Origin of the sequence: Psychromicrobium silvestre (assembly GCF_013408295.1) — a bacterium.
In the GTDB taxonomy this organism is placed as follows: Bacteria; Actinomycetota; Actinomycetes; order Actinomycetales; family Micrococcaceae; genus Renibacterium; species Renibacterium silvestre.
On record NZ_JACBYQ010000001.1, the window covers coordinates 716,972 to 740,265 of the forward strand.

General features: G+C 56.9%; 13 protein-coding genes. 6 read left to right on the forward strand and 7 right to left on the reverse strand.

The genetic code is table 11. The features are described 5' to 3' along the window. Positions 1-4: 4 nt before the first annotated feature. Entirely contained in the window at positions 5-1,003 is a 999-nt protein-coding gene (locus FHU41_RS03430) for an AAA family ATPase (protein ID WP_179388230.1), read from the reverse strand. A 128-nt stretch (positions 1,004-1,131) separates the two neighbouring features. On the opposite strand from FHU41_RS03430, the gene FHU41_RS03435 reads away from it, so the two are divergent. Next, entirely contained in the window at positions 1,132-2,760 is a 1,629-nt protein-coding gene (locus tag FHU41_RS03435) for an AMP-binding protein (protein ID WP_179388231.1), read from the forward strand. Positions 2,761-2,854: 94 nt separating this feature from the next. Here the strand turns inward: FHU41_RS03435 and FHU41_RS03440 are convergent, their stop codons facing one another. Continuing rightward, a complete protein-coding gene (locus FHU41_RS03440; RefSeq protein WP_179388232.1) occupies positions 2,855-4,057 on the reverse strand; it encodes an ROK family transcriptional regulator in 1,203 nt (400 codons plus the stop codon). Positions 4,058-4,200: 143 nt separating this feature from the next. Between FHU41_RS03440 and FHU41_RS03445 the strand changes: the two genes are divergently transcribed. Then, complete coding sequence (locus FHU41_RS03445; protein ID WP_179388233.1) at positions 4,201-5,085, forward strand: aminoglycoside phosphotransferase family protein; 885 nt, start codon at positions 4,201-4,203, stop codon at positions 5,083-5,085. Positions 5,086-5,102: 17 nt separating this feature from the next. On the opposite strand, the gene FHU41_RS03450 is transcribed toward FHU41_RS03445, so the two are convergent. Next, entirely contained in the window at positions 5,103-6,245 is a 1,143-nt protein-coding gene (locus tag FHU41_RS03450) for a class I SAM-dependent methyltransferase (RefSeq protein ID WP_179388234.1), read from the reverse strand. A gap of 80 nt (positions 6,246-6,325) precedes the next feature. On the opposite strand from FHU41_RS03450, the gene FHU41_RS03455 reads away from it, so the two are divergent. Beyond that, positions 6,326-6,691 (forward strand): VOC family protein, encoded by a 366-nt coding sequence (locus tag FHU41_RS03455; protein WP_179388235.1) that lies wholly within the window; start codon positions 6,326-6,328, stop codon positions 6,689-6,691. A 23-nt stretch (positions 6,692-6,714) separates the two neighbouring features. Here FHU41_RS03455 and FHU41_RS03460 read toward each other — a convergent pair whose 3' ends face one another. Beyond that, positions 6,715-8,094, reverse strand: coding sequence for an amidase family protein (locus tag FHU41_RS03460; RefSeq protein ID WP_179388236.1), 1,380 nt, complete (start codon positions 8,092-8,094; stop codon positions 6,715-6,717). 157 nt (positions 8,095-8,251) lie between these two features. On the opposite strand from FHU41_RS03460, the gene FHU41_RS03465 reads away from it, so the two are divergent. Beyond that, positions 8,252-9,088 carry a DUF3592 domain-containing protein gene (locus FHU41_RS03465; RefSeq protein ID WP_179388237.1) on the forward strand — a complete coding sequence of 279 codons (837 nt, stop codon included), beginning with the start codon at positions 8,252-8,254 and terminating at the stop codon, positions 9,086-9,088. A 22-nt stretch (positions 9,089-9,110) separates the two neighbouring features. On the opposite strand, the gene FHU41_RS03470 is transcribed toward FHU41_RS03465, so the two are convergent. Continuing rightward, complete coding sequence (locus tag FHU41_RS03470) at positions 9,111-9,581, reverse strand: hypothetical protein (RefSeq protein ID WP_179388238.1); 471 nt, start codon at positions 9,579-9,581, stop codon at positions 9,111-9,113. Positions 9,582-9,778: 197 nt separating this feature from the next. Continuing rightward, positions 9,779-19,507, reverse strand: coding sequence for a DUF7507 domain-containing protein (locus tag FHU41_RS03475; RefSeq protein ID WP_179388239.1), 9,729 nt, complete (start codon positions 19,505-19,507; stop codon positions 9,779-9,781). Between the two features lie 419 nt (positions 19,508-19,926). Here FHU41_RS03475 and FHU41_RS15465 point away from each other — a divergent pair, with 419 nt between their 5' ends. Beyond that, entirely contained in the window at positions 19,927-20,715 is a 789-nt protein-coding gene (locus FHU41_RS15465; RefSeq protein WP_425503237.1) for an NAD(P)/FAD-dependent oxidoreductase, read from the forward strand. Positions 20,716-21,390: 675 nt separating this feature from the next. Here FHU41_RS15465 and FHU41_RS03490 read toward each other — a convergent pair. After that, entirely contained in the window at positions 21,391-21,717 is a 327-nt protein-coding gene (locus tag FHU41_RS03490; RefSeq protein ID WP_179388240.1) for a hypothetical protein, read from the reverse strand. A gap of 270 nt (positions 21,718-21,987) precedes the next feature. Here FHU41_RS03490 and FHU41_RS03495 point away from each other — a divergent pair, with 270 nt between their 5' ends. Beyond that, a complete protein-coding gene (locus tag FHU41_RS03495; RefSeq protein WP_179388241.1) occupies positions 21,988-22,704 on the forward strand; it encodes a hypothetical protein in 717 nt (238 codons plus the stop codon). The last annotated feature ends 590 nt before the right edge of the window (positions 22,705-23,294 follow it).

Consider the following 23,294-nt stretch of genomic DNA (forward strand, 5'->3'; position numbering starts at 1 on the left):
TCGATCAGGGAGTCTGTACCGAGCCGAGCACCGCATCGATCACCGTCTCCACCCGCACCTGCTCGGCGACGGCGGCGAAGCCCAGGATGATTCGGTGCCGCAGTACTCGATGCGCCAGCGACTTTACGTCCTCCGGAATCACATGGTCCCGGCCGTTCAAGAGGGCTAGCGCTCGAGCAGCTTGGGAAAAGGCGATGCTGGCGCGCGGGCTGGCACCGAATTCGATGTATTCAGCCAACTGCGGGTCAATGTACTGCTCGGCGTGCCTGGTGACATAGACCAGACCCACGATATAGCGCACAATGGCTGGATCGATATAGACCCGATGAGTGAGCGCCTGTAGTTTGCGTACATCCTCCAGGTCCGCGACGGCGGTCTGCTTCGCCTCGGCCAGGAACACTCCGGCATCGATCCGCCTGATCACCTCGGCTTCTTCCGCCGGGTCTGGATAGTCCAACACATCCTTGAGCATGAAACGGTCCATCTGAGCTTCCGGCAGCACATAGGTGCCCTCTTGCTCAATCGGGTTCTGAGTGGCCAAGACCAGGAAGGGGTCCGGCAGCGGGTAGACCACTCCACCAATGCTGGTCTGCCGCTCCTGCATGGCCTCAAGCATCGCGCTCTGTGTCTTGGCGCTGGAGCGGTTGATCTCATCCAGCAGCACCAGGTTCGCGTGCACCGGCCCCAATTGGGTGCTGAAAACTCCCTTGGCGGCGTCGTAAATCTGGGTGCCCACAATATCGCTGGGCAGGAGGTCCGGGGTGCATTGGATTCGATGGAACTGGGCGCTTACGGTATCCGCCAGGGTCTGCGCTGCCGTGGTTTTGGCCAATCCGGGCACGCTTTCCAGCAGAATATGCCCGCCGGTCATCAAACCGATCAACAGCGTCTCCCGGAGCCTGGCCTGACCAACTACCTTCGTTTCGAAGCTGCGTGAGATCGCGGCTAGTAGGCGTTGCGCTCCCTGCAGATCCGACGTCTCCACCCGCGCTGTGGCCGTCATCTGATTCCCCTGCTGTTCCACTGTTTCCCTTCGGTCAGGCTCGTCCAGTCTCATTCAATCCAACCACAGACCTGCAACGCAATGGGCAGTCCTACCCATCTGGGTCTGCTCGTTATAGCGTGAGAACCATGACTGCAACGACGCTTTCCTACACTTCCGGTGTCTCCAGCACCGCCCTTCTTGGCGAGACCATCGGCGCGAACTTCCTGCGCATCTCCCGGCAATTTGCCAACCGGGAGGCGCTTGTGGAGGTCGAGACGCAACGGCGCTGGACTTATCGTGAGCTCAACGCCGCGGTGGACGAGCTGGCCTCGGGCCTACTAGCCCGCGGGGTGGCCAAAGGCGACCGTGTTGGCATCTGGGCGGTCAACTGTGCCGAATGGATTCTGGTGCAATATGCCACCGCGAGGATCGGTGCCATTCTGGTCAACGTTAATCCTTCCTACCGCCAGCACGAGTTGGCTTATGCAATTCAACAGTCCGGAATGCGGATGCTGATTGCACAGACGTCTTATAAGGCCTCAGCCTTCCGCGAGCTGGTCGAAGCGGTCCAACCGGAGTGTCCCGAACTGACAGAGGTGATTTATATCGCCGACCCAAGCTGGCAGGAGCTGATCACGGCTGGCCGCAGCGTGCCTACCGGGGAGCTAGAAAAGCGGATGACGCAGCTCAGCGCCGACGATCCGATCAATATCCAATACACCTCGGGCACCACCGGCTACCCCAAGGGTGCCACCCTGAGTCATCACAATATCCTCAACAACGGTTATTTTGTCACCGAAACCATTCTGCTCAGCGAGCAGGACCGGATCTGTGTGCCGGTGCCGTTCTACCACTGCTTTGGCATGGTGATGTGCAACCTTGGTGCCACAAGCCACGGCGCAGCCATTGTGATCCCGGCACCGTCCTTCGATCCGGCGGCAACCCTGCAGGCAGTGCAGGATGAGAAATGCACGGCCCTATACGGGGTGCCGACAATGTTCATCGCCGAGCAGAATCTACCGAATTTCAACTCCTACGATCTTTCCAGCCTCCGCACCGGGATCATGGCGGGCTCGCCCTGCCCGGTGGAGGTGATGAAGCGGTGCATGAGTGAAATGCATATGGATCAGGTGGCAATCGCCTATGGGATGACAGAGACCTCACCGGTATCGATGCAGACCCGTCCGGACGACAACGTGGAACGGCGAACCGCCACGGTGGGTCGGGTTCACCCGCACCTGGAGGTGAAAATCGTCGATCCACTCACCGGGCTAACGGTCCCCCGCGGCACCCCGGGCGAGTTCTGCACTCGGGGCTACTCGGTCATGTTGGGTTATTGGACCGATCCGGCCAAGACCGCAGAAGCCATCGACGAGGCTCGCTGGATGCATACCGGTGATTTGGCCGAGATGCGTGAGGACGGTTATGTGAACATCGTCGGCCGAATCAAGGACATGGTGATCCGTGGCGGTGAAAACCTCTACCCTCGGGAAATCGAAGAATTCCTGTACACCCATCCCAGCGTTGCCGACGTCCAGGTGGTGGGTGTACCAGACCAGAAATACGGCGAGGAGCTCTGTGCCTGGATCAAGCTCAAGCCGGGTGCCGAAACTCTGGATCAACAGGCGGTAGCCGCATTCTGCGAAGGGAAGCTTTCTCGTCATAAGATCCCCCGTTATGTGCTGGTGGTGGACGATTTTCCAATGACGGTGACGGGCAAGGTACGCAAAATGGAGATGCGAGTCAGTTCGGTGGAGCTGCTGGGCCTGGGCTAGGCAAGACTGCCAGCTAAGGAGTGCGAACCGCAGCTTAAACGATTCCGCCTGGGATCTCCTTTCGGAGATCCCAGGCGGAAAGGTCTTGCGGTCGTTATTCGCCTTCGGCCAGTACCAGGCTATTTGCGTTCGGACCAAAGGTGTCCTCGAGCACCAGGCAGGCAGCGCCCACGGCACCAACCTCATGGCTCACACTGGTTCCCACTACTTCAAGTCCGTGCACCTTGGAGATCACGCTGAGCTCGTTGAGCAAAGCCGGCAATTTGTCGAGGAATTTAGCTTCGAAGTGAAGCCAGAATGGTCCACCAAAGACCACGTGATCCACATCTAGCAAGTTCGTCAGCACAGAAACTGCGGTACCGAAGCGCTCTGCAACCCGATCCAGCAACGCATTGGCCTTGGCGTCGCCGTCCGCAGCTGCTTTGCTGAGAGCAGCCATGCTCTCCTGCAGGGAGGCGTCCTTGAGCCCGGTGACAGCAGTAATTCCGTCTTTCAAGGCTTCCGCCAGGATGTTCTCCGGCATGCAGGTGACCTTGACGCAACCACGGCGACCGCAGTCGCAGGGAGGGCCATCGGGATCAGCAATGATGTGACCGATTTCTCCGGCGTTTCCTGAACTGCCACGCACCACATCGTCGTCCAGTACAAGGCCTGCACCAATGCCTGTACCCATGTAGACGAAAGCAAAGCTTCCGGTACCAGAAAGTCCACCGGCCCAGATCTCTGCTGCTACCGCTGCGGTGACATCCTTGTCTAGGAGTACCGGCAGCTTCAGAGCTTGATGTAGCTCCTCACGCAATTCAACTCTGCCCCAGCGTGGCATATGCGGGGGTTTGATAACCGAGCCCTCTGCGCCATCGATCGGCCCAGGAGCGGCAACGCCCACCCCAGCAACCTTGCTGCGATCGATCCCGGCCTCGACGATGATTGACTCAATTTCCGCCGCAATCGACTGGATAACCTCGGCAGGCTCACCATCAGGGCGGGCTGGTAAGGTCCGGTGAACCGCTACGGCACCGGTCAAATCGAGCAATGCGTAGTTGGTCTCCACTGGATCCAGATGCACACCTATCGCGTACATCCCGGCGGGGTTCAGCTTGAGGATGGTACGTGGCTTTCCCGGGCCATGACCGTACTTCCCCGCCTCGACAATCAAATTCTGGTTTAGCAGCCGGCGGCAGATATTGGATACTGTCTGCGCGGCTAGACCGACGATGCCGGCCAGCTCCACCCTACTCAAGCCATCCGGACTCCGACGGATCGCGTCCAAGATAACCGAAAAATTAAACTCACCCATGCGCGGCAGATTCGTGCCCCGTCTGCGAATCAGTGCCTTAGTCTCTGGCAATCTAACCTTGTCCTTACTGATCGGAATCCCCGGCCGCCGCTGCGGCAAGGTATTCTCAGCCCTAATTGAAGCAACTGATAGGAATCGTCCCTATGGCCAATATGCCAGCTGCCGAGGTACCGCTCAATGAAATGCTGGTTACCCAACTACTTCACGAACAACAACCCGATCTAGCACACCTGCCAGTTCACACACTAGCGAATGGTTGGGACAACGGGGTCTTTCGACTCGGCAAAGATTTCGTGGTCAGGCTGCCTCGTCGCGAGATCTCAGTGCAACTCATACGTAATGAACAACTATTCTTGCCGCAGATCGCCGAATTGACCAGCCTCAATCTCCCAGTGCCACTCCGGCTAGGGCGTCCGAGTGAGACTTTTGGCTGGCCTTGGACTGTCAGCCAGTGGTTCGACGGCGAGGCAGCCATCCTTTCCGCCCCGCGCGAACACGGTGGTCTGGTGGATCAATTGGCTGATTTCCTGATCTCCATTCATCGCCCGGCAGCCACAGGTGCACCGAGGAATCCGGTGCGCGGGGTACCACTGCGAAATCGGGACCGAGCCTTTCGGGACCGGGTCACTCCCCCAAGGTTCGCCCAACACCGCGAGATAATCGCGCTCTGGGAGCAGTCTCTGCGGGTTCCCGAATGGCACCGAGAACCGTATTGGCTGCATGGTGATTTGCATGCGGCCAACATCCTGGTCCTAGCCGGGCAGGTCAGCGCAATTATCGATTTTGGCGATATGGGCTGCGGGGATCCGGCGGTTGATTTTGCCGCGGCCTGGATACTTTTTGAACGATCTGACCGGGACCGCTTTCGGGCTAAGCTCGACGAACGGATTGGCACCGATGCGGCACTCTGGCAACGCGCGCGCGGCTGGGCGCTGAACTTAGCCACCGTGATGCTGACTCAATCCGATGACAGCCCAGAGTTTCTGGCATTGGGTGAGCACACCCTGCGTGCCGTGTTGGAGAACTGAGCGAAACCTAACCGTGGTTATTCTCGACCCGGTGATCGGCTAAGCGTGACCACAAATTTCTGGTTCTGAGCCACTAGTTCGGTGCTTCCCACGCTCCGTTGCAGGGCAGCTCGATAGGACAGATGTCGGTTGTAAACCGTCCAGAGCTGCCCTCCCGGCTTCAACAACCTTGCTGCCGCATCAAAAAGCCTCAGGGCCACCCCGGAGTGCACCGCCGCACCGGCGTGGAACGGCGGGTTCAAAAGGACCACGTCGGCGCAGAACGCGGGCAGGCTGGCGGCAGCGTCATCCCGCAGGGTCTCTAGGGAGATGCCATTGGCTTGCGCAGTGGCTGCGGCGGAGGCCACCGCGGCAGCGGAACGATCCGTGGCGATCACTTTTAGCTCGGGACTTCGGCGGGCCACCGTGGCGGCGATTACCCCACTACCGCAGCCCAGGTCGATCCCGGTCCCCCGCGTCGGCAGCCTATCCGGCGTCACTTGTTCCAACAGGAATCTGGTGCCGATATCCAATGTGGTACCGGAAAATACCGCGCCGTGAGCACAAAGTTGGAGGTCTAACTCTTCCAGGTAGCGCTGCTGCGGGAAAGTAAGAGGGTCCGAGGGCCAAAGAGGCACCCGGGCAGTCAACAATCTAGATTTCTGTCTAGCCAGCCCTGCCCGAACCTCGCTGAAATACCTTCCCAACACGGCATTCATGGCCAGGGTCATATGTTTTATCCGGCCGCCCGCCAGGAGAACAGCATCCGGAGCAGCATAAAGCGCAATATTCTGCACCAACTCCTCCAGCTCCACCAGCGAACGTGGCAGCTGTAGCAATATCAGCCGGGCTCCACTCAGTAACTGCTCGCCGAGAGGCAATTGATCGAACCGGACTTCACGTTGGAATCGGTGCGCGTTATTGCGCAGCGCTTCCTCCCCGGTAGATAAATCCTGATAGACCCTCAGCCGTGGCACACCGTACCGCTCCGCTAAGCCAAGGCTCAGCGCTCCGTAAGCGTCTCCCAGAACTACCACGCCGTCGTCGCCCATCAAATCCTGGTAGTCCGCTGCCTCATCTAAGAGGAGCAGGTCTGAAGCATCCCAGGCGAACAGATTGGCAGCCTCGATGTCCGGGGCGCGACGCAAGCGTTCAATCTCAAAGTCAGTGGAATTCGCCATCCCAAAAGCCTATCCGTACCAGGGCCTTTGGAGCTGCCACGGGTCTAAGCTGAAGCTATCAAATCTTCTTGGGAGTGACCATGATCGATATTTCAAAGACCTTCAGCGGTTTTTCCACCGATGATATTGCAGCAGCCAAGGTGTTCTATGCCGAGAAGCTCGGGCTCTCCGTGACCGAGTCAAATGGCATGTTGCACCTTGATCTGGGCGGTGGTCGGGAGCACTTAATCTATCCCAAACCGCAGCATGAACCGGCCAGTTACACGGCTTTGAACTTCCCCACCTCAGATATCGAGACGGCTGTTTCTGAGTTACGCGAACGGGGTGTGGTGTTCGAGAGCTATCCTGGGGTCGATGAGGACGGCATCATGCGCCAGGGCGGACCTCGAATTGCTTGGTTCAAGGATCCTGCTGGAAATATTCTCTCGGTGCTCGAGCAGGCTTGATCCGGCGTCTTATTCCGGAGGAGTTATTCAGGTGGGGCTTCGAAGCCGCCTAGCACTTCGGCGGCCAGCTCAGCGAAGCTGATCGCAGTATCGTCCTCATAGAGCGGCCCGACGATTTGAGCTCCAACCGGAAGTCCACGCGCGGTTCGTCCGATCGGAGCGCTAAGCGCGGGCAGCCCGGTCAGTGATGCCGGAGCGATCCAGAACGGCTGAGCGGCATAGGGTTGCTCCCCTTCCGGTGTCCACACTGTCCTTTCCCCGAACGAGCGCTCGTCGTGCGGAAATGCTGCGGTGAAATTGCTGGGGCTCAGGAACACATCGCATCCCTCGAAGTGCCGCTGCCACTGCGATCTGGCGGCCATTCTCCTGTTTTCCTGCTCCACCAATTGGGCTAGCGAGGTGTCATCAGGCTCACCTTGGAACGCGAAAAACATTCCTAACTGGAAGCTGAAGCTCTCCGCTCCGCGCTCGGGATCATAGCCCTCCGGCCAGCCCTGATGAATGCTGACCCCGGCCGCAGCCAGCAGGTCAACAGCGTTGGACAGCAGCCCACCGATTTCACTCGATACCGGAGCAGCCGGATGGTCCAGCACTACAGAGATCCGGAATTCCTTTAGCTCCCGATGCCGGCTAGGCGGCAAGGCCCAACGATAAGCTTTCGACGTCGGTGCCTCAGGTCCGGCGGTTAGCGCCAAGGCCGCGCGCAAATCTTGCGGCGAACGGGCTATTGGACCGTGGGCGGATTGATAGACGTGATCGCTGGGTAGCGCCTGCGGCACAGGAGGCTGGAAGCCTGTGGCCGGGACTATCCCCACGCTCGGTTTGAGTCCGTAGACTCCACAAAAACTTGCCGGAATCCGGACCGACCCAGCCAGGTCGGAGCCATAGTCGAGGAAGCTTAAGCCAGCAGCCACAGAAGCCGCTGCACCACCGCTGGATCCGCCGGGTGCCCGCTCCAAGTCCCAGGGGTTATTAGTCCGCCCATAGACCTCGTTGCTGCTCTGACCGAAATCCCCGAGCATGAAGGCCACGTTACTGGTGCCGAGCACGATGGCCCCGGCATCTCGCAGTCTGCTCACCACGGTGGCGTCCCGATCCAAAACTGCGTCCTTGAACACCGGATTTCCCCAGCTCGAATGAAAGCCCTTGACCTGGAAAGCTTCCTTAATGCTGATGGGTACTCCGTGTAGGGCCCCGAGTTCTGCACCGGAGGCCAGTAATCGATCGGCCTGTTCCGCCGCAGCTAAGGCTTCCTCACGATGCACTTCTACTAAGGCGTTGATCTTGGGATTGATCGCTTCAATGCGCTCTAGCTGAGCTTCGGTGAGTTCCCTGGAACTGATTTTGGATTCGCGGATCGCCCGAGCTGCTCCCAGGGCAGATCCGCTCAACAGGTCCTTCATCTTCGGCACTACCCTTCTCCGGTTTCTTGCCTGAGCCTCTCGGTGTGGAAAATTATTCCACCGAAGGCTATGGATAGGGTCACTGTTATTGAATTTTTAATTCAATATTGTCTCAAATGCCTAGTTCGAACAGCCAATCTCACCTAGAGTCTCAGACATGAGTACCGTTGATCCCCGGGCGCTACGAGCCGAACGAGAAGCACGCGCTCACCGGAGCGGCAGAAATACGGTGACTGCCGCCGTCGTTGGCATCATTCATTTAGCGCTCTGGGCCCTTGCTGGCTACGGCTTCGTTGAGGTAGGCGATACCTTCCGGCTGATGTCGCTCAATCAGGTAGGCGAAGGCTGGGATAGTCAGCTGGATCTTGGCATCCCGATACTCTTCCTTGTCGGGGTATTCACCGGCTCCATCACTGGATTTATTTTTACTGCACGGCTTGGCCGGGTCTTTGGGCTCGCTGCCGGACTGGTCGGCCCCATGTTCACCGGAACACTGGGCATCGCAGTCGGGCTTTTCCTCGCCCAGAAACGCTGGACTGCTCCCCAAGCTGTCGGGCACAAACTCGGCTTCTCTACAGGCGACCCGTCCGAGAATTGGGGATTTTGGGAATGGACAGCTTATCGGATCCCACTCTTATTGCCCGCGATCTTCGCAGGAATCGCACTGCTTATGCTCTTAGGGCTGCTCAGAGCGATCGTGGTTTCTCGAGCTAGAGCACGCCGAGTGAATGAAATCGTCAGCGACGGCATCAAGGTACCGGGGGTAGTCACCGAAGTGCTACCCACCGGTACCGAGATTAACGGCATGCCCTATCTCAGGTTTACCGTGAAATTCGCCGATCACAACCGGGTGGAACGCTGGGTGGAGAAGAAGGGAACCTTCCCGCATACTGCGCTCCCCCGGGCTGGCGATCCTGTACAGGTCTGGTACGACCCTCAGGATCCTGCCAACACCCAGCGGATCATCATTGGACTTGGCCCAGAGGCTCTCTAGCTACTAGCCCGAACAAACGGGGTCACACCTTCTTGCGGATCACACTGACCGTGCAGCTTAGACCATTGTTGTCCTTGGTCTTAATAATGGCTTTCTTATCCAGCTTCGCCGATTTACCGGCGTCTAGCTTTTCCGACAAAACCTGCGAGGCTACAACACTCGTCGTTTTGGTGTTGCTCACCAAGACCTGCACCGAATAGAGCTGTGCTTCCTGTTGGGAGTTCTTCAGGGTCCCAGTGAAGTTCCAGGCGCCATCCGCGTACACACAGCTCTTCTCGCTGAGATCCCCGATAGCACCCGCCACTCCATCCTGGCCAGCAATAGCGGTGGAGGGAATACTCGCTGCCGAAGATGAGGTACCACTTGGGCTTCCGCTCCCCGAGGGCTGATCCGAGCCCGGCGTGCAGCCCGCCAGCAAGAACCCCGTTGCAACTACCAATACCCCGGCGGCCAGCTGGCCTGCCCGGCTCTTCTTCATCATTGTTGTACCCATTTCGGTCTATCCTTCCCCTTGCCCGGCCATCGCTTTCTTGATGATGCCGAGTCCTTTTCAATAACAACACATCAACCCTGCTAAGAGCCAACGCCTCTGACTGAGGCCTGGAGCACTCAGCGAGAGGGGTTCCAGATCCTTGGATCCGGAACCCCCTTCCCGCCTATCAAGCTGCTCAGGCCGCTTTGCGGATCACCTTATTCATCGAGTTGCCCTTCATGGATGAGTTCATGATCGTTCCGTCGGCGCCGGATTCCGATCAGCAAGAGTACGCCAGCAGCGACCACGATCAGACCCGCTATTCCAGCCGGGAACAAGTAGTTTGCTGCACCGGTATTTGCCAGCGGCGGCTCTTCGTTGCCTGTGCCTCCTCCTGGAGCATGCGTTCCCGGAGTGGTTGGCTGTGCCGTAGGCGGCGTGCTGGGCTTCACCGGAGGCGTAGTGCCCTTATTCACCTTGACCGTCGAAGAACCCGGAGTAGAAGTAGGCGGCGTCGAAGGATCAGCAGGATTCACACCCGTCGCAGACGCCGTATTCACCACCGAACCAGCATCAACATCCGCCTGAGTCACCACATACGACCCAGTACAAACCATCGAAGCACCCGGAGCCAACGAACCCGAAGAACCCGGAACACACGTCAACACCCCATTATTCGGAGCACCCGTAATCTTCGGATCAGACACCACCACATTATTCAAAGACACCGAACCAGTGTTCTTCGCCGTAATCGTATAGTTCACCGACTCACCCACATCAGCCAAACCATTACCATTACCATCCACCAACGCAGCAGACTTCGTCGTCGTCAAAGCACCCGCAGTATCCGCAGGAACCGTCGAAGAACCCGGAGTAGACGTCGGCGGCGTCGAAGGATCAGCAGGATTCACACCCGTCGCAGACGCCGTATTCACCACCGAACCAGCATCAACATCCGCCTGAGTCACCACATACGACCCAGTACAAACCATCGAAGCACCCGGAGCCAACGAACCCGAAGAACCCGGAACACACGTCAACACCCCATTATTCGGAGCACCCGTAATCTTCGGATCAGACACCACCACATTATTCAAAGACACCGAACCAGTGTTCTTCGCCGTAATCGTATAGTTCACCGACTCACCCACATCAGCCAAACCATTACCATTACCATCCACCAACGCAGCAGACTTCGTCGTCGTCAAAGCACCCGCAGTATCCGCAGGAACCGTCGAAGAACCCGGAGTAGACGTCGGCGGCGTCGAAGGATCAGCAGGATTCACACCCGTCGCAGACGCCGTATTCACCACCGAACCAGCATCAACATCCGCCTGAGTCACCACATACGACCCAGTACAAACCATCGAAGCACCCGGAGCCAACGAACCCGAAGAACCCGGAACACACGTCAACACCCCATTATTCGGAGCACCCGTAATCTTCGGATCAGACACCACCACATTATTCAAAGACACCGAACCAGTGTTCTTCGCCGTAATCGTATAGTTCACCGACTCACCCACATCAGCCAAACCATTACCATTACCATCCACCAACGCAGCAGACTTCGTCGTCGTCAAAGCACCCGCAGTATCCGCAGGAACCGTCGAAGAACCCGGAGTAGACGTCGGCGGCGTCGAAGGATCAGCAGGATTCACACCCGTCGCAGACGCCGTATTCACCACCGAACCAGCATCAACATCCGCCTGAGTCACCACATACGACCCAGTACAAACCATCGAAGCACCCGGAGCCAACGAACCCGAAGAACCCGGAACACACGTCAACACCCCATTATTCGGAGCACCCGTAATCTTCGGATCAGACACCACCACATTATTCAAAGACACCGAACCAGTGTTCTTCGCCGTAATCGTATAGTTCACCGACTCACCCACATCAGCCAAACCATTACCATTACCATCCACCAACGCAGCAGACTTCGTCGTCGTCAAAGCACCCGCAGTATCCGCAGGAACCGTCGAAGAACCCGGAGTAGAAGTAGGAGGCGTCGAAGGATCAGCAGGATTCACACCCGTCGCAGACGCCGTATTCACCACCGAACCAGCATCAACATCCGCCTGAGTCACCACATACGACCCAGTACAAACCATCGAAGCACCCGGAGCCAACGAACCCGAAGAACCCGGAACACACGTCAACACCCCATTATTCGGAGCACCCGTAATCTTCGGATCAGACACCACCACATTATTCAAAGACACCGAACCAGTGTTCTTCGCCGTAATCGTATAGTTCACCGACTCACCCACATCAGCCAAACCATTACCATTACCATCCACCAACGCAGCAGACTTCGTCGTCGTCAAAGCACCCGCAGTATCCGCAGGAACCGTCGAAGAACCCGGAGTAGAAGTCGGCGGCGTCGAAGGATCAGCAGGATTCACACCCGTCGCAGACGCCGTATTCACCACCGAACCAGCATCAACATCCGCCTGAGTCACCACATACGACCCAGTACAAACCATCGAAGCACCCGGAGCCAACGAACCCGAAGAACCCGGAACACACGTCAACACCCCATTATTCGGAGCACCCGTAATCTTCGGATCAGACACCACCACATTATTCAAAGACACCGAACCAGTGTTCTTCGCCGTAATCGTATAGTTCACCGACTCACCCACATCAGCCAAACCATTACCATTACCATCCACCAACGCAGCAGACTTCGTCGTCGTCAAAGCACCCGCAGTATCCGCAGGAACCGTCGAAGAACCCGGAGTAGACGTCGGCGGCGTCGAAGGATCAGCAGGATTCACACCCGTCGCAGACGCCGTATTCACCACCGAACCAGCATCAACATCCGCCTGAGTCACCACATACGACCCAGTACAAACCATCGAAGCACCCGGAGCCAACGAACCCGAAGAACCCGGAACACACGTCAACACCCCATTATTCGGAGCACCCGTAATCTTCGGATCAGACACCACCACATTATTCAAAGACACCGAACCAGTGTTCTTCGCCGTAATCGTATAGTTCACCGACTCACCCACATCAGCCAAACCATTACCATTACCATCCACCAACGCAGCAGACTTCGTCGTCGTCAAAGCACCCGCAGTATCCGCAGGAACCGTCGAAGAACCCGGAGTAGACGTCGGCGGCGTCGAAGGATCAGCAGGATTCACACCCGTCGCAGACGCCGTATTCACCACCGAACCAGCATCAACATCCGCCTGAGTCACCACATACGACCCAGTACAAACCATCGAAGCACCCGGAGCCAACGAACCCGAAGAACCCGGAACACACGTCAACACCCCATTATTCGGAGCACCCGTAATCTTCGGATCAGACACCACCACATTATTCAAAGACACCGAACCAGTGTTCTTCGCCGTAATCGTATAGTTCACCGACTCACCCACATCAGCCAAACCATTACCATTACCATCCACCAACGCAGCAGACTTCGTCGTCGTCAAAGCACCCGCAGTATCCGCAGGAACCGTCGAAGAACCCGGAGTAGACGTCGGCGGCGTCGAAGGATCAGCAGGATTCACACCCGTCGCAGACGCCGTATTCACCACCGAACCAGCATCAACATCCGCCTGAGTCACCACATACGACCCAGTACAAACCATCGAAGCACCCGGAGCCAACGAACCCGAAGAACCCGGAACACACGTCAACACCCCATTATTCGGAGCACCCGTAATCTTCGGATCAGACACCACCACATTATTCAAAGACACCGAACCAGTGTTCTTCGCCGTAATCGTATAGTTCACCGACTCACCCACATCAGCCAAACCATTACCATTACCATCCACCAACGCAGCAGACTTCGTCGTCGTCAAAGCACCCGCAGTATCCGCAGGAACCGTCGAAGAACCCGGAGTAGACGTCGGCGGCGTCGAAGGATCAGCAGGATTCACACCCGTCGCAGACGCCGTATTCACCACCGAACCAGCATCAACATCCGCCTGAGTCACCACATACGACCCAGTACAAACCATCGAAGCACCCGGAGCCAACGAACCCGAAGAACCCGGAACACACGTCAACACCCCATTATTCGGAGCACCCGTAATCTTCGGATCAGACACCACCACATTATTCAAAGACACCGAACCAGTGTTCTTCGCCGTAATCGTATAGTTCACCGACTCACCCACATCAGCCAAACCATTACCATTACCATCCACCAACGCAGCAGACTTCGTCGTCGTCAAAGCACCCGCAGTATCCGCAGGAACCGTCGAAGAACCCGGAGTAGAAGTAGGCGGCGTCGAAGGATCAGCAGGATTCACACCCGTCGCAGACGCCGTATTCACCACCGAACCAGCATCAACATCCGCCTGAGTCACCACATACGACCCAGTACAAACCATCGAAGCACCCGGAGCCAACGAACCCGAAGAACCCGGAACACACGTCAACACCCCATTATTCGGAGCACCCGTAATCTTCGGATCAGACACCACCACATTATTCAAAGACACCGAACCAGTGTTCTTCGCCGTAATCGTATAGTTCACCGACTCACCCACATCAGCCAAACCATTACCATTACCATCCACCAACGCAGCAGACTTCGTCGTCGTCAAAGCACCCGCAGTATCCGCAGGAACCGTCGAAGAACCCGGAGTAGAAGTAGGAGGCGTCGAAGGATCAGCAGGATTCACACCCGTCGCAGACGCCGTATTCACCACCGAACCAGCATCAACATCCGCCTGAGTCACCACATACGACCCAGTACAAACCATCGAAGCACCCGGAGCCAACGAACCCGAAGAACCCGGAACACACGTCAACACCCCATTATTCGGAGCACCCGTAATCTTCGGATCAGACACCACCACATTATTCAAAGACACCGAACCAGTGTTCTTCGCCGTAATCGTATAGTTCACCGACTCACCCACATCAGCCAAACCATTACCATTACCATCCACCAACGCAGCAGACTTCGTCGTCGTCAAAGCACCCGCAGTATCCGCAGGAACCGTCGAAGAACCCGGAGTAGAAGTAGGCGGCGTCGAAGGATCAGCAGGATTCACACCCGTCGCAGACGCCGTATTCACCACCGAACCAGCATCAACATCCGCCTGAGTCACCACATACGACCCAGTACAAACCATCGAAGCACCCGGAGCCAACGAACCCGAAGAACCCGGAACACACGTCAACACCCCATTATTCGGAGCACCCGTAATCTTCGGATCAGACACCACCACATTATTCAAAGACACCGAACCAGTGTTCTTCGCCGTAATCGTATAGTTCACCGACTCACCCACATCAGCCAAACCATTACCATTACCATCCACCAACGCAGCAGACTTCGTCGTCGTCAAAGCACCCGCAGTATCCGCAGGAACCGTCGAAGAACCCGGAGTAGACGTCGGCGGCGTCGAAGGATCAGCAGGATTCACACCCGTCGCAGACGCCGTATTCACCACCGAACCAGCATCAACATCCGCCTGAGTCACCACATACGACCCAGTACAAACCATCGAAGCACCCGGAGCCAACGAACCCGAAGAACCCGGAACACACGTCAACACCCCATTATTCGGAGCACCCGTAATCTTCGGATCAGACACCACCACATTATTCAAAGACACCGAACCAGTGTTCTTCGCCGTAATCGTATAGTTCACCGACTCACCCACATCAGCCAAACCATTACCATTACCATCCACCAACGCAGCAGACTTCGTCGTCGTCAAAGCACCCGCAGTATCCGCAGGAACCGTCGAAGAACCCGGAGTAGACGTCGGCGGCGTCGAAGGATCAGCAGGATTCACACCCGTCGCAGACGCCGTATTCACCACCGAACCAGCATCAACATCCGCCTGAGTCACCACATACGACCCAGTACAAACCATCGAAGCACCCGGAGCCAACGAACCCGAAGAACCCGGAACACACGTCAACACCCCATTATTCGGAGCACCCGTAATCTTCGGATCAGACACCACCACATTATTCAAAGACACCGAACCAGTGTTCTTCGCCGTAATCGTATAGTTCACCGACTCACCCACATCAGCCAAACCATTACCATTACCATCCACCAACGCAGCAGACTTCGTCGTCGTCAAAGCACCCGCAGTATCCGCAGGAACCGTCGAAGAACCCGGAGTAGAAGTAGGAGGCGTCGAAGGATCAGCAGGATTCACACCCGTCGCAGACGCCGTATTCACCACCGAACCAGCATCAACATCCGCCTGAGTCACCACATACGACCCAGTACAAACCATCGAAGCACCCGGAGCCAACGAACCCGAAGAACCCGGAACACACGTCAACACCCCATTATTCGGAGCACCCGTAATCTTCGGATCAGACACCACCACATTATTCAAAGACACCGAACCAGTGTTCTTCGCCGTAATCGTATAGTTCACCGACTCACCCACATCAGCCAAACCATTACCATTACCATCCACCAACGCAGCAGACTTCGTCGTCGTCAAAGCACCCGCAGTATCCGCAGGAACCGTCGAAGAACCCGGAGTAGACGTCGGCGGCGTCGAAGGATCAGCAGGATTCACACCCGTCGCAGACGCCGTATTCACCACCGAACCAGCATCAACATCCGCCTGAGTCACCACATACGACCCAGTACAAACCATCGAAGCACCCGGAGCCAACGAACCCGAAGAACCCGGAACACACGTCAACACCCCATTATTCGGAGCACCCGTAATCTTCGGATCAGACACCACCACATTATTCAAAGACACCGAACCAGTGTTCTTCGCCGTAATCGTATAGTTCACCGACTCACCCACATCAGCCAAACCATTACCATTACCATCCACCAACGCAGCAGACTTCGTCGTCGTCAAAGCACCCGCAGTATCCGCAGGAACCGTCGAAGAACCCGGAGTAGAAGTAGGCGGCGTCGAAGGATCAGCAGGATTCACACCCGTCGCAGACGCCGTATTCACCACCGAACCAGCATCAACATCCGCCTGAGTCACCACATACGACCCAGTACAAACCATCGAAGCACCCGGAGCCAACGAACCCGAAGAACCCGGAACACACGTCAACACCCCATTATTCGGAGCACCCGTAATCTTCGGATCAGACACCACCACATTATTCAAAGACACCGAACCAGTGTTCTTCGCCGTAATCGTATAGTTCACCGACTCACCCACATCAGCCAAACCATTACCATTACCATCCACCAACGCAGCAGACTTCGTCGTCGTCAAAGCACCCGCAGTATCCGCAGGAACCGTCGAAGAACCCGGAGTAGAAGTAGGAGGCGTCGAAGGATCAGCAGGATTCACACCCGTCGCAGACGCCGTATTCACCACCGAACCAGCATCAACATCCGCCTGAGTCACCACATACGACCCAGTACAAACCATCGAAGCACCCGGAGCCAACGAACCCGAAGAACCCGGAACACACGTCAACACCCCATTATTCGGAGCACCCGTAATCTTCGGATCAGACACCACCACATTATTCAAAGACACCGAACCAGTGTTCTTCGCCGTAATCGTATAGTTCACCGACTCACCCACATCAGCCAAACCATTACCATTACCATCCACCAACGCAGCAGACTTCGTCGTCGTCAAAGCACCCGCAGTATCCGCAGGAACCGTCGAAGAACCCGGAGTAGACGTCGGCGGCGTCGAAGGATCAGCAGGATTCACACCCGTCGCAGACGCCGTATTCACCACCGAACCAGCATCAACATCCGCCTGAGTCACCACATACGACCCAGTACAAACCATCGAAGCACCCGGAGCCAACGAACCCGAAGAACCCGGAACACACGTCAACACCCCATTATTCGGAGCACCCGTAATCTTCGGATCAGACACCACCACATTATTCAAAGACACCGAACCAGTGTTCTTCGCCGTAATCGTATAGTTCACCGACTCACCCACATCAGCCAAACCATTACCATTACCATCCACCAACGCAGCAGACTTCGTCGTCGTCAAAGCACCCGCAGTATCCGCAGGAACCGTCGAAGAACCCGGAGTAGAAGTAGGCGGCGTCGAAGGATCAGCAGGATTCACACCCGTCGCAGACGCCGTATTCACCACCGAACCAGCATCAACATCCGCCTGAGTCACCACATACGACCCAGTACAAACCATCGAAGCACCCGGAGCCAACGAACCCGAAGAACCCGGAACACACGTCAACACCCCATTATTCGGAGCACCCGTAATCTTCGGATCAGACACCACCACATTATTCAAAGACACCGAACCAGTGTTCTTCGCCGTAATCGTATAGTTCACCGACTCACCCACATCAGCCAAACCATTACCATTACCATCCACCAACGCAGCAGACTTCGTCGTCGTCAAAGCAGCTGTGCCTGGTGCATTGATGATGAAGGTGACTGGATTGGAGACCGAGACGTTCCCGAGCGGACTGGTCTGGGTGGCGGTGATCGTGTTGCTTCCGGCCGGCATCGGAGTAGTTGGCGTACAGCTCCAAATGCCATTACTCAGATTGCTCGGATCGGCTGGGTTGGGAACCACTGTCGCGGTGCAGACAGTATTGCCGTTGCCGTCCTTGACTACTTCGGTCGAACCGACATAGCCAGAGCCAGTGATTGTAGGAGTGGTATCAGAGGTATTTGAGCCATTAGTCGGCCCGGTAATCACCGGTTTAGGCGGTATATAGGTATAGGTCCCTGGAGAAGTTGTCCCTTCTGGGGTGGTCACCGTTACCGGCACCGGACCTTCAGCGTGAGGCGGGGTCACGAAAGTCAGCGACTTGCCATCAGAAGCAACAGTCACCTGATTAGCCGGGATCGTGATGCCACCGATTGTCACCGTGGTGGCTCCCTGAGCGAAGTTCTGACCGGTGATAGTCACGGTCTGGCCGCCCGTCGTCGGACCCTGATTCGGGCTGATCGAGGTGAGTACCGGATCACACTGGATTCCCGGGGCAGTTGTCCCCGGAGTCATATTGGCCACCGCGTGCATTGGCAGGATGTCATAGGTAGTGGAAGCCAGGCCCAGTGCGTTAACCGTGATCTTCAGCAGCGGAACAGTGATTTCGGCGTGAGTTCCATCGGCACTGACAACATTCTGAGTCGGCTGGCCAACTGTTACAGAGAACCCACCAACCAGGGGGATGTTGAAGCCGTAGGTTTGTCCCGGTGAGAGGTTCTGAGTTATTCCCGCAATCTTTACCTGAACCGCAGGGAGTGCGTAGTCGGTACTCGCCGTCCCAGGGGTGCCACCGGCAACTGCCTTCACATAAGGGTAGAACCCGCTCCAGGAGAAAGCGGCGGCTCCGCCCAGGATGCTGATGCCTGCAACTTCAGCGGTGGAGGTCGACTGAATTCCGAAGGAATCAGCTGCAGCACCGATGGGAGCCAGCGAAGTCACATCGTAGTTAGTGAAAGCACCGGCATCCATAATGATGCCGTTAAGTACGTCCATCCCAGCCATCTTGCCAATCGATTTGGAGAGCAGACGCGAGCCTGCCGCAAAGATCGGGGGGTGTCCGGGGGCTTGGGTAAATTTGGCGAGGTCCGCATCAGCCTGCGGAGTCGTCGTCGGGCTGGGACAGGCGCTGGCATAACCGTGGGTTAGCGCCGTGCCTGCCAGTGCATCAATCGTCAAGGCGCCAGGGATACCGAAGCTGTTCAACCCAGCGGTCGACGGCGTGGTGTGGTCTGGTGGAGACGTCTGGGAGGCAGCCGTCAAGGGAACGGTCACGCCCTGCAAAGCACCGGAAAGCAACTGCACCGCCGCCGAGGATTGAGCGACGCTCTGCGCAGTGGCAATCGACTTGGTCACCGTGATATTGCCGTTGAGAGCCACCAGAGCGGCGCTCAGGCTGGTGATATAGGAATCGGCCTGAGCGTTGTAAGTCTGTGGGGAAGAATACGCATCCGCAGCAGCCGGCTCGGCCGTCGTTACGACGGTCGCTACGCCGAGCCCAAAAGTGGCCGCAGCGACCAACGATAGGGAGACAATCGGACTGACTATTCGTTGCCTGAAAAAATGCCTATTTTTAGGCTTCGCTAAGTGCCGTTGCATCGGTGTAATCCCCTTAAAGTGATACATCCACGCAAAGCGACTGTGGCTTCGCTGTGGAAACAGGCACCCCAGCCCGTCGCTTCATTCTGAACGTCCTATCGCTTAAAAGCAAGGCGAAAATGCAGTCAGGAGGTTCCGATAATATTTTGCCCAAAATTCCCGGATATTCAACATCATCTTTATTTTCACTCTGAGTGAATAAGTACTCCGAAAATTCAAATTTTGCCACGAGGATCTCTCCAGAAAATCGGCGGAATCGAACTGGCAGTCGAGCTAAATTGCAGGACCATCCAGCCATCCTCATACTGGAAGAAATCCGACGGCGCTTCACGGAGGTAGGCATGCAGGCAACTCGGGAAGTTATTGTCGTTGGCGCTGGCATTGTCGGGGTCAGCCTTGCCCACGAACTTGCGGCCTACGACGGCGTACGGGTGACGGTGCTGGAGCAAGCAGTTGACAGTCCGCTGGGATCAACAACTTTCGCTCCGGGCTTCGTGGGTCTGTATAACGACCTCCCACTGCTAACCGAACTCGCCCAAACCTCAGCTGCGAGCTACTTAGCCGCCGGGGTTGGCTTCACCCAGGCCGGCGGTTTAGAACTCACGACGTCGGAGACCGGTGCGGCCGAGATAACACGTCGTGTAGCCTCCGCAAAGGCCGTGGGTCTGGCCGCTCATCTGCTAGCACCCTCCGAGTTACCCGAATCGGTCGCTGCCTTTGTCGATACGAGGAAAATCCTTGCCGCTGCGCACTTTCCCGATGACGGAGTGGCAGCCCCCGTGCTGCTGATGAGTGAAGCTCTGCTGCCCGTCAGGCCCCGCCCAGGTGGGCGAATCGTCGCGATCAGCTCCGTGTCTGGTCGCAACGGGACGCCCGGGCCAACTACCGGAGATCGCGGAAGCAGTTGCCTACTTCGCGTCACCTATGGCGGGATTCACCACCGGGCAGATACTCGGTGTCGACGGCGGCACACTGCTAAGCCTCTAACCCGAACGGAACTCACCTTCGTCGCGAGATTCGCTCGCGGGGCGGGCGTCTCCGGGCATCGCTGGAGAAGGCGACGCGCCCTGCCTCCCCTCCAGCCCCAAAGGCGCAATCGGGTTGCAAGGGGACAGAACAAAGAACGCTGACCTGCAGTTTCTGCTGATGGACTTAATGCACCGAAGCTGGACGCCCAACGTCGCCTTAAACAGCCGAGTTTCGTATGGGGTAGGGCGAAACGAGCACCGCGAATGAGAGCAGTTTGTGGTGTCCGAACTTGAGCCAGGGCTGCTGTCGAACCCAACGAGAGCCATCCGAGCGCCGCTGACGGAGAAGGAGATGGACGCTATCCAAACTCGCCACCCACATCAGTTTCAACCGATGTCAGGTGTTCTAGTACATCTGAAATGGTGGAAGTTTCGAGAGCACCTTCCAACTCTGCCCCCGGTGGTACCCTCCCTGTCCGAGGGCTACGCTCGGGAGCCACAGCGGGCCAGTCGGAGCAGCCATTGACCCCGCGGGGCCGCTTCCCGGCACTCGGCAGGCACAGAAGCGGCCCGATGAGGCGTCTCGGCCAGTCGGGCTCCCAATCATCGGAAGTGCTGCGCTTCGATGTCTCGGATGGCGCGGTCCGCAATCACCTGGCTTCGGTGAGACCGTGAGCCACAAGAACTCCGGGGTCGTGCCTAACGTCGTTCAGGACAGTCGTGGAGCTCTCGTCGAGCGCATGAACTCTTGGATTGACGCTGACTGGCCTGTCGAGCCTGGCGTAGGGTGCATCACCACGGCGGATAATGACTTCCGTGAGGTTCCTGCCTGCATCCCTACTTGGACTGGTCGGTGATCAGGTAGACCTGCACGCCAGCGTATACGGCATCGCGGACGACCTGGACGTCGACCTTGTCGCCCTCGACGGCGTGACTGTCTTTGGTGAAGCTCCCGATGCAGCACAGTTCCTGCCTCTCGCCCGCCCTAGTGAGGCAAACGCCGTCGTTTAGCGCGACCTTATTGGGCGTGGCCTGGAAGGTGATCGTCCGGTTGTTGAACAGTGCCACTCCTCGGGTGATCAGGGTCACGGTCAGGAGAATCACAACCGCGATCAGAGTCCGAGGTGTCCGGGGCAGAGGTATGTTCCTCACCATGGTTGTCACGTCGACTCCAAGGACTGCTCAATGTAGTCATTGTCGGGCGTGCCCCTGGATCAAACCACTTCATGCTCAATTTCAACTCAGCGAAATTTACGCGTTCGGGCCTGGATGGCAGGACTAAAGGAAAAGCCACCGCCTAAGCACTCGTGACTCATTAGCAAAGCAACGCCAGCATTCCATAATCTGTTCCCCTGCGGAGTGCGTGGCTCTGCGCAGTCAACGTTGATAGGGTTGGGCCAGTTTGGCTGAGACCAGAGTTGCTCGTATTTCGTATTGGAGATGCTCATCATGTACGCACCGGCTCACACGGCTATTGCTCTGGCTGCTAAGAGAATGAACCCGTCCGCTTCACTGATCGGTCTCATGGTGGCCGCGCAAGGCAGTGAACTGTTATGGGTAATCTTCAACTACCTTGGCATTGAGCATTCCACTGTCGACGCGGGAGGCATGCTTCACCTGGAGTATCTGCCGTACTCGCACAGCCTCCTCACCGGTATCGTCGGTGGCGTCCTCCTCTGGGCACTCCTGCGATTTGTTTTCGAACGTAAGGACGTGGCGACCATTTTCGGGTGGGTCTTCGTCAGCCACATTGTTCTGGACGTGATCCAACATGAACCGAACATCCAAATCGCACCCTGGATGCCGACACCAGGTATTGGCTTGGACCTTCAATCCATACCGTGGCTGGACTTCGCCATCGAACTGGCCTTCTGTATTGCTTGTTGGGCGTACTATCGAGGTAGCCTCCGACTGCTGACCGGTTTCATCGCCATCAACATCATCGATCTGCCACTCATGTTCGCCGGGGACGGGGCTGCGAGCCCGCTGGCATCAAACGCAATAATTCTACCGACAATTGTCCTGGTCACCATCATTGCTGCCTGGGCTGTTGTCTACGCGTTTCACAAACCCCGCAAAAGATCAGTTAGCGCCACAGAAGAAGGCAATCTCAACTATGAACGAACCGACGCTCACGAACACAACCCATAATCACAGCCGCCAGCAACACCGAAGCACTCACCACCTTCAACACTCGCCATCGCCGTCCCGCAAGAGGTTCCCCATACGGTGTCATCAGTGGGTAGAAATCGGCCTCGACCTGGACGGCGCCGCAGCCCGGCTGTCGATAATGAATGACCAATTGCGGAAGGACGATGAGAACAGGTGCGACTTAGACTAGAAATGCAGGAAATCCCGGATTTTTGCGCATAGCAATTGAGTGCTTGTAGGGTATCGCGCGGTCACACGACAATTGCCAGACAGCGTCGGGACACAATCATCGATCACGCATCTTAACGTTCCAACAACAACTATCAGGCAACAGAACATACGCAAGGTACTTCAATGCTGCTGTTTCCGTCATCTAGGATGAGTCATCGTTGGCGGAGAACACTCGGTGCCACACAGCATCCGGGGCTGTCTCTTCGCTAAAAGTCCTGACGCCGAGGCAAGGTAGGTCTGCATGGAACTGCTAAAGGCGTAGCTTTCCATAGTAACGAACCACTTCGAGGGCTTCAGGTTTAGCCGGTGATTGTTGTCTTTTGAATTCGTCTTTCGAGCGCGCCTCATAAAAGCCGAAT